Genomic DNA, 12,710 nt, shown 5'->3' with positions numbered 1-12,710 from the left:
GCGCTGGAGGACTTTCGCGGACTGGTCATTTTTTGTTCACAAAATAAAATCCCGAAAAAACAGCCAGTTGCATAAAGATGAGAACGGCTCCACAAATTCGACAGTTCCCGGCCCTGGCAACCCATCCGTTGTGCATAAACACCTGAGCGAACGGGCATAACGCCCCTCGCCCAAGTGCCTTGGAGCGACCTCAGGCAAGGGCCTGATAGCGGCTGCCCCTACTCGTCGGCCCGCGCCGGAATCCACCACTCTTCGCCCCGGGCGGTGCTGATGTACTCCGGCCAACGGAAATCATGGGGCACCTTGAAGTCCTCGGGCAGAAGCGGCGCCTGCCAGCGGCTGCCGCCGATGCCGCCGCCGGTGCGCTCGACAAACTCGGCCTTGGCCGCGCTGAGCAACGCCTCGTCGGTCAGCAGGTCCACCAGGGTCGCGGCGATGGTCTTGGCGGCGACCTCGATCATCGGGTCGATGGTCTGGCGAATGCCGCCCAAAGCGTTGGACACCCAGTCCGGATAGACCGTGCCCGGCGGCGCGCTGAGCATCGGCCGGGCCACCAGCAGGCGCACGGTCGGGCAGTGCCAGGTGTATTCCGGGTAGTCGTCGGAGGTCAGGTAGTTCTGCCAGGCCGGCATTTGCAGGCGCATCTGGCGTTCGCATTCCTGGGGCTCGATCAGTTCTTCGGTGGCCGGCAGGAAGGGCTTGTCCATGGCTTCAAGGCCGAGGTTGCGCTGGATCTCGCGAGCGATTTCCCGCGCTTCTTCGTCCCACTGCGGGGCCCCTACTGCCGCCAGGTTGTCGTAGGTGGCCTGGGCCATGACGTGGTTGGGCAGGCCGCCCCGGGACTTGCAGACCCAGGTCTTTTTCCAGCGACAACCGGTGGCCATGGCCGCCGCGGCAGCGTTGTTGTCCATGACCTGGGAGATGGTTTCGGCCTGCTCGATGGAGTCGCAACGCAGCAGGTACTGGATCTGTGACAGGTGCGGCGGCAGGTTGTCGGCGGTGGCCTGGCCGGCGGTGAGAATCGCCTCGTTGTAGCTCCACAGGCCGGTGAACGGCAGGGTCGAGCGACGCAGGCTTTCGTTGAGGGTGTAGAAATGCACCAGGGCGTCGTTGGCCCCCGGCGCTCGGGCCGCCAGGTGGTTCTGCGGAATCGGGCTGTAACGATCGGCGGCGATCCAGTTCTGCGGGTCCTCGCAGGTGAAGCTGTAGATGTAGGCGTAGGCAATGCCGCAGTGCGTGTCCCAGGTGGTGGTGTTGTTCAGCGGCAGCATGTAGGTGGGGTGGAAGCTGATGGCCGCGTCGAGGTCGTCGTAGTAGCCCTTGGCGGCGTGGACCGGCTTGGAGGCGCGGAGTTTTTCCGCCGGCTCGCCGAAGAACCTGATGCTGCCCTGCAGGCCGAATTCCACCATGGTCGCCTTGGCCGCCAGGGCCCCGCCGAGGGCGCTGATGCCCAGGGCCGAATGCGGGTCGGTGTGCCCCGGCGCAAAGCGCGACAACCCATCGCGCGGCTGCTTGCGGGTGGTGGCCGCCTGGCAGTTGCCGGGCACCGCATCGTACTCGCCGTAGGTGGCCAGCAGCGGGCCCTGACCCTGGGTGAAGGTGGCGCAGAAGGCCGTGGGCATGCCGCCGCTGCCGCGCTCGACGGTGAAGCCCTCGGCTTCCAGCAGCTGCACATACCAGGCACAGGACTTGTATTCACGGAACGCCGGCTCGGCGTAATGCCAGATGATCTGGTGCCAGTCCGACAGTTGCTGGCGGTGGCGCTCAACCCAATCGAGAGCGAATGCTTTGTAGCGGGACATGCGCGGCACTCCTGGTTATCCAGGTTCCGGCCGGCCGCTGCCCGGACGCCTCGGCACCCGTGCAAGACCTGCAGGACCTCTTGTTGTTATAGGGATGGTCCGGTCGGTTGCGGCCCGGATCGAGGTCCAGTATTGGTGAAGCGGCTGCGACATCAATCGAATTTTTTCGCCAGCAATGTCAAAGAAAATTGACCAGTTCGGCGCCGTCGCGGCCCATACTGCGACGCGGCCGGCCCCTCCTCGGGGTCCTGCCTGGGCAGCATCCAGGTACCGGCCGGTCCCCTTCGAAGACAGGTTTCCTTGACCCGGAGTTTGCATGCGCTATCCCTCGATCACTGCCCTGCGCGCCCTCGACGCCGTGGCCCGGCTCGGTAGCGTGACCGCCGCCGCCCAGCAACTGAGCCTGACCCGCAGCGCCATCAGCCACCAGATCATCAGCCTGGAACAGAGCCTGGGTTTTGCCCTCACCGAACGGGTCGGGCGCGGCATCGGCCTGACCTACCAGGGCGAGTGCTACGCCCGGGAAGTGCGGCGCATCCTCGCGGACATCCAGGACGCCGGACGGCGCTTCGACGACCAGGCGGTGTCGGGCAAATTGCGCATCAGCTGCAACCCGGGCTTTGCCAGTTTCTGGCTGTGCAACCACATCAACGGCTTCCTGCGCCAATACCCCCAAGTGCAGCTGCAAGTGGTCAGCCCTCGTGCCCAGGACGACACCAGCGACGCCGAGGCCGACCTGTTCATCGCCTATGGCATCGGCGACTGGCCGGGGCTGCTGGTGGAGCAGATCGTCACCCTGCGCTTTTCACCGGTGTGCAGTCCGCGCCTGATCAACGCCATCGGCGGTTTGAAGAGCCCGCTGGACCTCAAGGACTTTCCGTTGATCCACATGAGCGACAGCAGCGACTGGCGGGTCTGGCTGGCGGCCGCCGGTGCCAGTCAGGTCAACCCCGACCGTGGCATTACCTTCTCCGACGCCCATTGCGCGCAGTCCGCCTGCATCGCCGCCCAGGGCGTGGCCATTGGCGACAATCTGCTCAGCGGCGACGCCCTGGCCCGGGGGCTGCTGGTGCGCCCGTTCGACATCAGCATCAGCGCCCTGCGCGGTTATTTCCTGGTGATCGATCCGGCCAAGGCCGAACGGCCGGCGGTCCAGGCGTTCAGCGACTGGCTGAAAAACCAGCTGCTGGTCAGTGCCCAAAGCATCAGCGACAACCCGCTGAGCGAGCCGTGAAAGCCGGGTCGAATGGGAAATTTCACTCACCAATGAGGCAAAAATTATTCCATTGATGTGGCGTTGCTTTTCACAATAATGAGTTCACCACCTGCTGCACACACAATAAAAACTCAATCGTGCAGGTGGGTTTCCGGGAGATCTCTGTAGTGTCCAGCAGCCCCTCGACTCAACTCAGCGCCCAAGGAATCAGCCAGTATTACGGCAACTTCACTGCCCTGGACGGCATCGATCTGGACGTTCGCCAAGGCGAATTCCTCACCCTGCTGGGCCCCTCCGGCTCAGGCAAGACCACCCTGTTGATGATCCTCGCGGGCTTTCTCAGCCCCAGCGCCGGCAAGCTGCTGGAGCGTGGCGTCGACATCAGCCGGCGCCCGGCGGAAAAACGCAACTACGGCATGGTGTTCCAGGGCTACGCCCTGTTCCCGCACATGAGCGTGGCCGACAACGTCGCCTACCCGCTGCGCATTCGTGGGGTGAAGGCCGAGGAGCGCCAGCGCCGGGTCAAGCACATCCTCGAGGTGGTGGGCCTGGGGGCTCACCTGCACAAGAAGCCTTCCGAGCTTTCCGGTGGTCAGCAACAGCGCGTGGCCATTGCCCGGGCCCTGGTGTTCGAACCGGACATGTTGCTGCTGGACGAGCCGCTGTCGGCCCTGGACAAGAACCTGCGCGAGCAACTGCAGACCGAGCTGCAGCGCATTCACCGCCAGGTCGGCACCAGCTTCGTCTTCGTCACCCATGACCAGGGTGAAGCCCTGGCCCTGTCGACCCGAATCGCCATCTTCAACCAGGGACGGCTGGCACAGATCGACACCCCGGAAACCATCTACGACCGGCCGAAAAACCGCTTCGTCGCCGAGTTCCTCGGCAAGATGAACCTGTTCCCGCTGCAGGGCCTTTCCCGCAACGGCAGCCAGGCCAGCGGGCGCTTTGGCGACAGCCCGCTGCACGCCACCACGACCGGGGACATCAGCAACCAGCCGCAGTTGCTGGCGGTGCGTCCGGAACACATGACCCTGCACACCGAGCGTCCGCAAGCCGGCGAACACAACGTGCTGCCCGCCTGCCTTGGCGAGCGGGTCTACCAGGGCTCCAGCACCCACCTGGCGCTGAACATCAGCCCGGAACTGGCACCGGTCAACCTCTCGGTGCCCGGCGATCACCCCGGCGCCCGATTGCCCAGCGGCACCCCGGTGTGGCTGAGCTGGCCGGTGCGCCACAGCTTCCTGCTGGAAGCCTGAGCCGACCACGCTCGCTGTCGAGCGTTTGCGTAGAAAGCCAATAACACTATCGGCCGGCGCCTGGCGCATCGGCCTCGCGAGGACTTGCCCCATGAGCCAGCACCATCAACGCGACTGCATCGAAATCCTCATCGAAAAAGCCCGTGGCGGGCAGGTCAGCCGCCGCACCTTCCTCCAGGCCATGGGCCTGCTGGCCGCGGTGCCCCTGGCGCTGCGCAGTGGCATCAGTTGGGCGGCGGACAAACCGCTGGTGGTGGTCAACTGGGGCGGCGATGCGCTCAACGCCTTCCGCAGCGCCTGGACCGACAGCTTCACCAAAAGCACCGGCATCCCGGTGCGCATCGACGGCGCCGGCCCCACCGAAGGGGCGATCCGCTCTCAGCTGGCCAGCGGCCGGCCAAGCTGGGACGTGGTGGATGTGGACAGCTACAGCGCCATGACCCTGGGCCGCGACAAGGTCCTCCAGCCCCTGGACTACAGCGTGGTGCAACGGGATCTGGTGGCCCCGGAGCTGTCCCACGAACACGGCGTCGCCGGCTACCTGTTCAGCTACGTGATCGCCTGGGACAGCCAGAAATACGGCAACAACGGCCCCAAGAACTGGGCCGATTTCTGGAACGTAGAGCAATTCCCCGGCAAGCGCACCCTCTACAAGTGGATGAACGGCATGCTCGAAGCCGCGCTGCTGGCCGACGGCGTGGCCGCTGACCAGCTGTACCCGCTGGACGTGCCTCGGGCCTTGCGCAAGATCGATGAGCTCAAGCCCCACGTCCTGTCGTTCTGGGGCTCGGGCGCCGAAAGCCAGCAGCTGATGATCGAAGGCGAAGCCTCCATGGGCGCCATCTGGCACACCCGCGCCACCCTGCTCCACGAGGACAGCGAGGGCCGCATCCAGTGGGGCTTCGACCATGCCTTCCTCAACGCCAGCAGTTGGGGCGTGCTCAAGGAAAACCCGGCAGGCGCCGCGCCGGCCATGCAGTTCATCCAGCACGCCTTGCAGCCCGCCGGGCAGCTGAAGCTGTTCGAAGCCCTGGGCAACGGCCCGTCCAACGCCGCCACCCAGCAACTGATGAGCGCCGAACAGCGGGAGATCAACTGCGCCTCCGAAGCCAACATGAAGAAGCAGATCTTCCTCAACACCCAGTGGTACGCCGACCACTACTCCAGCACCCTGGAGCAGTACCTGACCCACCTGTCCAAGTGAGCCGTCGACCATGAGTGCAACCCGAACCGCACGCCTGGAACGCAGCCTGCTGCTGTTTCCCCTGCCGTTGCTGCTGGTGGTGTTCTACCTGCTGCCGTTCTTCGGCGTGGTGAGCTGGAGCTTCACCCTGCCCGAGCCCGGGATCGAGCAATACCAGCGCATTGCCACGGACCCGGCGATCCACGACATGCTCCTGCGCACCTTGCGCCTGTGCCTGACCGTGAGCCTTCTGGCCCTGGTGATCGGCTACCTGCTGGCCTATTGCTGGGTGTTCAGCCCGCCGTTCTGGCAGCGCATGGTGGAGATCTGCGTGTTCATCCCGTTCTGGATCTCGGTGCTGGTGCGGGCCTTCGGCTGGCTGATCGCCCTGCGCAGCAATGGCGTGGTCAACGACAGCCTGCTGTCCCTGGGCTGGATCGATCATCCGTTGCAGCTGACCCGCAACGAGCTGGGGGTGGTGATCGGCATGCTGCACTTCATGATCCCCTATGCGCTGTTCCCGTTGCTGTCGAGCATGCGCCAGCTGGATCAACGGGTGCTGCTGGCCTCCCGCGGACTGGGGGCCGGCGCGCTGCGGACCTTCTGGCAAGTGCTGCTGCCCCAGACTCTGCCAGGGCTGCTGGGGGCCTTCATCATGGTCTTCGTGTTCTGCCTGGGCTTCTTCATCACCCCGGTGCTGCTGGGCGGCGGGCAGACGGTGATGATCGCCGAGTACGTGTTCCTGCAGATGTTCCAGACCAGTAACTGGGGCCTGGGCGCGGCCCTGAGCCTGGTGCTGCTGACCCTGGTCAGCGCGCTGATCTGGCTGCTGCTGCGCATCACCCGTGTCAATCGACTGGTGGGTTGAGGTCACTATGAATACACATCGCACTGCCCTGAGTACCCGCTTGATCGCCGTGATCGCCATGGCCTTCATGCTGTTCCCGCTGCTGACGGTGATCCCGGTGTCGTTCACCGCCAAGCGCTACCTGTCGATGCCGGACGGCAACTGGTCGCTGCGCCACTACGAGGCGCTGCTGAGCAACCCCGACTGGCTGTCGAGCATCGGCCAGAGCCTGGCCATTGCCAGCGCCACCAGCCTGATCGCCACCGTGCTGGCGGTGAGCTTCAGCCTCGGCATCTGGTACCTGCGCTCGCGCCTGGCGACCCTGCTGATCGGTCTGGTGCTGCTGCCCATGGCCATTCCGCCGGTGATCTCGGCGCTGGTGCTGTACTTCATGGAAACCAACCTGGGGCGCATCGCCCCGGGCTGGGGCTACGACACCCTGCCCGGGGTGGTGATCGCCCACGTGGTGATGGTGGTGCCCTACGGCGTGGTGACCATGCTGGTGGCCCTGAGCCAGGTGGACCGGCGCATCGAGCTGGCCTCGCGCAACCTGGGAGCGAGCCTGATGCAGACCACCTTCCTGGTGATGCTGCCCAACCTCAAGCTGGGGATCTTCTCCACCGCGCTGCTGAGCTTTGCCCTGTCCTGGGAGGAGGTGGCGGTGACCCTGTTCATCACCAGCGTCGACGTCAACACCCTGCCGCGGCGGATCTGGAGCGGCCTGCGGGACAACGTCGACCCCAGCGTAGCGGCGATCTCGGTGCTGCTGATCGGCCTGACCCTGCTGGTGCTCATGGGCCGCCTGGCCTTGCAGTACGCCGCCCAGCGCCGCGCCCGCACCTGACAGCCCCCTGTGGCGAGGGAGCTTGCTCGCTCGCCACCCCTTCTTTCGCGCTCGTGACTAATCGCCTTCTAGCTGACCGACGTCATGCCTCGCCCCCCGCGTTTTATCCGATAGTGCGCAGCTCGCTCCAACGGCTTGCCCGGGCTCTTCTAGACTCGATGGGTGGTCGTATTCGGAACCGAACGGGTCGCTTTCGTGCGGTTCAATCAGAGGCAGCGTGTCAAGCTGCCCTTTATGCCCTGAACAGGTGCGGCAACGACCGTACCGGGTACAACAAGATACCCATTCAGGGTGCATGGCCAACGGCCTGAAACGCCGCGCTACCGTGACGTGGCAACCAGCGCCGCAGCCGACACTTTCGGACAGCCGACAACCACCAGGTTCGTCCGTGACCGTGAGGAATTGCTGTATGCCTGATGAAACACTGCATCTGCCGTTGATCCACACCCTGCTGGAGCGTCACAAAGGCTCCCCGGGTGCGCTGTTGCCGATTCTCCATCAGATTCAGGAAGAGCTCGGCTACATCCCCGATCTGGCCGTCCCCGACATCGCCCATGCGCTCAATCAAAGCCAGGCGGAAGTGCGCGGGGTGATCAGCTTCTACCATGATTTTCGTACCGCGCCACCGGCGCGGCACATCCTGCGCCTGTGCCGTGCCGAGTCCTGCCAGAGCCGCGGCGCCGAGCAACTGGCGGCGCAACTGCGCGCACGCCTGCAACTGGATGACCACGGCAGCAGCGCCGACGGTTCCATCAGCCTGCGGCCGGTGTACTGCCTGGGAGCCTGTGCCTGCTCGCCGGCCCTGGAGCTGGATGGACAGTTGCATGCCCGAGTCAGCGCCGAACACCTGGACGCGCTGCTGGACAGTTGCCGGGAGGACGCGTGATGCCGAGCCTCTATCTGCCCTGTGATTCCCTGGCCCGGGCCGTGGGCGCCGACGCGGTGGCCGACGCCATCGCCGCCCAGGCCGAGCAGCACCAACTGCCGCTGCAACTGCAACGCACCAGCTCCCGTGGCCTGTACTGGCTGGAACCATTGCTGGAAGTCGATACCCCGGACGGACGCCTGGGCTTCGGCCCGGTGAGCGTCGCCGACGTGCCCTCGCTGCTGAAAGCCCTGCAAGACGCCCCCACCAGCCATCCCCTGGCCCTGGGCCGGGTCGAAGACTTGCCCTACCTGAAGAGCCAGCAACGCCTGCTGTTCGCCCGCGCCGGTATCACCCGGCCGCTGTCCCTGGCGGACTATCGGGCCCACGGCGGCTTCGAGGGCCTGAGCCGCGCCATCGCCCTGGGCGGTGAGCAGACCGTGGCCGCGGTGCTCGACTCCGGCCTGCGCGGCCGCGGCGGCGCGGCTTTCCCCGCCGGGATCAAATGGCGCACCGTGCGCGACACGCCGCAGCAGCAAAAGTACGTGGTGTGCAACGCCGACGAAGGCGACTCCGGCACCTTCGCCGACCGCATGCTGATGGAAGGCGACCCATTCCTGCTGATCGAAGGCATGGCCATTGCCGGTATCGCGGTCGGCGCCAGCTACGGCTACATCTACGTGCGCTCGGAATATCCCCAGGCGGTGGCGACCCTGCGCGAGGCCCTGGACATCGCCAGGGATGCCGGTTACCTCGGGGCCAATGCCGGCGGTAGCGGCCAGGCGTTCGACATGGAGGTACGGGTCGGCGCCGGGGCCTATATCTGTGGCGAGGAAACCGCCCTGCTGGACTCCCTGGAAGGCAAGCGCGGCATCGTTCGCGCCAAGCCACCGATCCCGGCGCTGCAAGGCCTGTTCGGCCAGCCGACCCTGGTGCACAACGTGCTGACCCTGGCCTCGGTGCCGCTGATCCTGGAAAAGGGCGCGGCGTTCTATCGCGACTACGGCATGGGTCGCTCCCTGGGCACCATGCCCTTCCAACTGGCGGGCAACGTGCGTCACGGCGGCCTGGTGGAACGGGCCTTCGGCCTGACCCTGCGCGAGCTGGTGGAAGGCTACGGCGGCGGTACCGCCAGTGGCCGGCCGCTGAAGGCTGCGCAAGTCGGCGGCCCGCTGGGCGCCTGGGTGCCACCGGCGCAGTTCGATACACCGCTGGATTACGAAGCCTTCGCCGCCATGGGCGCGATGCTCGGCCACGGCGGCGTGGTGGTGGCCGATGACAGCCTGGACATGGCCCACATGGCGCGCTTCGCCCTGCAATTCTGCGCCGAGGAATCCTGCGGCAAATGCACCCCGTGCCGCATTGGCTCGACCCGCGGCGTGGAGGTCATCGACCGCCTGCTGGCGGCCCCCGATCAAGGCCGCCGCGACGAGCAGGCGCTGATCCTCAAAGACCTGTGCGACACCCTGCAATACGGTTCGCTGTGCGCCCTGGGCGGGATGACCTCCTACCCGGTGGCCAGCGCCCTGAAGCACTTTCCCGCCGACTTCGGTCTGCAGCCCTCGGAGGCCGACCAATGATCAGTATTTTCGACCCTGCCACAGACATCGACCTCAACGCCGTGGACTTCGGCACCCCGGCCCGCGACAGCCAGGTGCAAGTCAGCCTGAACATCGACGGGCGCAGCATCAGCGTGCCCCAGGGCACCTCGGTGATGCGCGCCGCGGCGCTGATGGGCACCACCATTCCCAAACTCTGCGCCACCGACAGCCTGGAAGCCTTCGGCTCGTGCCGCATGTGCCTGGTGGAGATCGACGGCATGCGCGGCTACCCGGCCTCCTGCACCACCCCGGTCAGCGAAGGCATGGTGGTGCATACCCAAACGCCGAAGCTGGCGACCCTGCGGCGCAACGTGATGGAGCTGTACATCTCCGACCACCCACTGGACTGCCTGACCTGCTCGGCCAATGGCAACTGCGAACTGCAGACCGTAGCCGGCCAGGTGGGCCTGCGGGAAGTGCGCTACGGCTATGACGGCGCCAACCACCTGGACGATCAGAAAGACAGCTCCAACCCCTACTTCGACTACGACCCCAGCAAGTGCATCGTCTGCAACCGCTGCGTGCGCGCCTGCGAGGAAACCCAGGGCACCTTCGCCCTGACCATCAGCGGCCGCGGCTTCGAGTCCCGGGTCGCGGCGGCCGGTGGCGACAACTTCCTGGACTCCGAATGCGTGTCCTGCGGCGCCTGCGTGCAGGCCTGCCCGACGGCGACCCTGATGGAAAAAAGCGTGGTGGAAATGGGCCAGCCGGAGCGGGCAGTGATCACCACCTGCGCCTACTGCGGGGTGGGCTGCTCGTTCCGCGCCGAGATGAAGGGCGAGCAACTGGTGCGCATGGTTCCGGACAAGAACGGCCAGGCCAACCACGGCCATTCCTGCGTCAAGGGCCGCTTCGCCTGGGGCTACGCCACTCACCCGGATCGCATCACCAAGCCGATGATCCGCAAGCACATCAACGACCCGTGGCAGGAAGTCAGCTGGGACGAGGCGGTGACCTACGCCGCCAGTGAGCTGCGGCGCATCCAGTTCAAGTACGGCCGCGACTCCATCGGCGGCATCACCTCCAGCCGCTGCACCAACGAAGAAACCTACCTGGTACAGAAGCTGGTGCGGGCGGCCTTTGGCAACAACAACGTCGACACCTGCGCCCGGGTCTGCCACTCGCCCACCGGCTACGGCCTCAAGCAGACCCTGGGGGAATCCGCCGGGACCCAGAGCTTCGACTCGGTGATGCAGGCCGACGTGATCCTGGTGATGGGTGCCAACCCCAGCGACGCCCACCCGGTGTTCGGTTCCCAACTCAAACGGCGCCTGCGTGAAGGGGCCAAGCTGATCGTCATCGACCCACGGCGCATCGACCTGGTGGACGCGGTGCACGCCCGCGCCGAGTTGCACCTGGCCCTGCGCCCGGGCACCAACGTAGCCATGCTCAATGCCCTGGCCCATGTCATCGTCACCGAGGGCCTGGTCAATCAGGCGTTCGTCGACAGCCGCTGCGAGCCGCAAGCCTTCGCTCAATGGAGCGCCTTCGTCAGCCGCGCCGACAACTCGCCGGAAGTGCTCGGCGCGATCTGTGGCGTACCCGCCGCCGATATCCGCGCCGCCGCGCGCTTGTACGCCACCGGCGGCAACGCGGCGATCTACTACGGCCTGGGCGTCACCGAACACAGCCAGGGCAGCACCGCGGTGATGGGCATCGCCAACCTGGCCATGGCCACCGGCAACATCGGCCGCGAAGGGGTCGGGGTGAACCCGCTGCGGGGGCAGAACAACGTCCAGGGTTCCTGCGACATGGGCTCCTTCCCCCACGAACTGCCGGGCTACCGGCACATCTCCAACCAGGCGGTGCGCCAGGAGTTCGAGCAGGCCTGGAACGTCACCCTGCAAGCCGACCCCGGCCTGCGCATTCCCAACATGTTCGAAGCGGCCCTGGGCGGCAGCTTCAAGGGCCTGTACTGCCAGGGCGAGGACATCGCCCAGAGCGACCCCAACACCCAGCACGTGACCGCGGCCCTGTCGGCCATGGAATGCGTGGTGGTGCAGGACATCTTCCTCAACGAAACCGCCAAGTTCGCCCACGTGTTCCTGCCGGGCTCCTCGTTCCTGGAAAAAGACGGCACCTTCACCAACGCCGAACGGCGCATCTCCCGGGTGCGCAAGGTCATGGAGCCCCTGGGCGGCAAGGCCGACTGGGAAGGCACCCTGGCCCTGGCCGCGGCCCTGGGTTACCCGATGCACTACAACCATCCCTCGGAAATCATGGATGAGATCGCCCGCCTGACCCCGACCTTCACCGGTGTCAGCTACGCCAGCCTGGACCGCCACGGCAGTCTGCAATGGCCGTGCAACGACGCCGCGCCGGACGGTACGCCAACCATGCACATCGACGAGTTCGTGCGCGGCAAGGGCCGTTTCATGCTCACCGGCTACGTGCCCACCGACGAAAAGGTCAACGGCCGCTACCCGCTGCTGCTGACCACCGGCCGCATCCTCAGCCAGTACAACGTCGGCGCCCAGACCCGGCGCACCGACAACGTCGCCTGGCACGCCGAGGACCGCCTGGAAATCCACCCCACCGACGCCGAGAGCCGGGGCATCAATGAAGGCGACTGGGTGGGCATCGGCAGCCGCGCCGGGCAGACCGTGCTGCGGGCCCGGGTTACCGAGCGGGTAGCGCCGGGGGTGGTCTACACCACCTTCCACTTCCCCGAATCGGGGGCCAACGTGATCACTACCGACAACTCCGACTGGGCCACCAACTGTCCGGAGTACAAGGTCACGGCGGTGGAAGTCAGCCGCGTCTACCACCCTTCCGAATGGCAGAAGCGCTACCAGGCCTTCAGTGAAGAACAGCAGAGTCTGCTGGACAAGCGCGGCCGGTCGCGGGGCGGCAAGGCGGAGGTGCGTCGATGAGTACCGCCAACCTGATCAAGATGGCCAACCAGATCGCCGCGTATTTTGCCAACGAGCCGGATCAGGCGCAGGCGGTGCTCAGCGTGCGCAATCACATGCAGATGTTCTGGACCCCGGCCATGCGCAAGGAACTGCTGGCCTGGCAGACCGAGCAGCAAGGCGCCGAACTGCATCCGTTGGTCCAGCAAGCAGTACGTGACGCGGGCTGGGAGGCCTAGGC

10 protein-coding genes are annotated in these 12,710 nt (G+C 66.0%); 9 read left to right on the top strand and 1 reads right to left on the bottom strand.

The window, feature by feature from the left end; all coding sequences use genetic code 11:
- Positions 1–218 precede the first annotated feature (218 nt).
- The gene (locus PFZ56_RS07545) at positions 219–1,802 is read right to left on the bottom strand and encodes a peptidase M20 (RefSeq protein WP_102882147.1); all 1,584 of its coding nucleotides are present in this window, start codon (positions 1,800–1,802) and stop codon (positions 219–221) included.
- 316 nt (positions 1,803–2,118) lie between these two features.
- Between PFZ56_RS07545 and PFZ56_RS07540 the strand changes: the two genes are divergently transcribed.
- The 9 genes from PFZ56_RS07540 (at position 2,119) to PFZ56_RS07500 (ending at position 12,708) form a co-directional block, all read left to right on the top strand.
- Positions 2,119–3,036, top strand: coding sequence for a LysR substrate-binding domain-containing protein (locus tag PFZ56_RS07540; protein ID WP_102882148.1), 918 nt, complete (start codon positions 2,119–2,121; stop codon positions 3,034–3,036).
- Between the two features lie 149 nt (positions 3,037–3,185).
- A complete protein-coding gene (locus PFZ56_RS07535) occupies positions 3,186–4,277 on the top strand; it encodes an ABC transporter ATP-binding protein (RefSeq protein WP_102882149.1) in 1,092 nt (363 codons plus the stop codon).
- A gap of 91 nt (positions 4,278–4,368) precedes the next feature.
- On the top strand, positions 4,369–5,481 hold the full coding sequence (locus tag PFZ56_RS07530; RefSeq protein WP_170002021.1) for an ABC transporter substrate-binding protein: 1,113 nt from the start codon (positions 4,369–4,371) through the stop codon (positions 5,479–5,481).
- Between the two features lie 10 nt (positions 5,482–5,491).
- Positions 5,492–6,328, top strand: a complete 837-nt coding sequence (locus PFZ56_RS07525) for an ABC transporter permease (protein WP_102882151.1) — start codon at positions 5,492–5,494, stop codon at positions 6,326–6,328.
- 7 nt (positions 6,329–6,335) lie between these two features.
- Positions 6,336–7,151, top strand: coding sequence for an ABC transporter permease (locus tag PFZ56_RS07520; protein ID WP_102882152.1), 816 nt, complete (start codon positions 6,336–6,338; stop codon positions 7,149–7,151).
- Positions 7,152–7,560: 409 nt separating this feature from the next.
- The gene (locus tag PFZ56_RS07515) at positions 7,561–8,037 is read left to right on the top strand and encodes a formate dehydrogenase subunit gamma (RefSeq protein WP_110651103.1); all 477 of its coding nucleotides are present in this window, start codon (positions 7,561–7,563) and stop codon (positions 8,035–8,037) included.
- Positions 8,037–9,596, top strand: coding sequence for an NADH-ubiquinone oxidoreductase-F iron-sulfur binding region domain-containing protein (locus PFZ56_RS07510; RefSeq protein ID WP_102882154.1), 1,560 nt, complete (start codon positions 8,037–8,039; stop codon positions 9,594–9,596). The genes PFZ56_RS07515 and PFZ56_RS07510 overlap by 1 nt, the downstream gene beginning before the upstream one ends.
- On the top strand, positions 9,593–12,490 hold the full coding sequence (fdhF, locus tag PFZ56_RS07505) for a formate dehydrogenase subunit alpha (protein WP_102882155.1): 2,898 nt from the start codon (positions 9,593–9,595) through the stop codon (positions 12,488–12,490). The genes PFZ56_RS07510 and fdhF overlap by 4 nt, the downstream gene beginning before the upstream one ends.
- Positions 12,487–12,708, top strand: coding sequence for a formate dehydrogenase subunit delta (locus PFZ56_RS07500; protein ID WP_102862704.1), 222 nt, complete (start codon positions 12,487–12,489; stop codon positions 12,706–12,708). Before fdhF ends, PFZ56_RS07500 begins: the two co-directional genes overlap by 4 nt.
- The last annotated feature ends 2 nt before the right edge of the window (positions 12,709–12,710 follow it).

This window comes from Pseudomonas danubii, from assembly GCF_042980055.1.
Lineage (GTDB): Bacteria > Pseudomonadota > Gammaproteobacteria > Pseudomonadales > Pseudomonadaceae > Aquipseudomonas > Aquipseudomonas danubii.
This window is presented reverse-complemented; position numbering and strand designations above follow the sequence as displayed.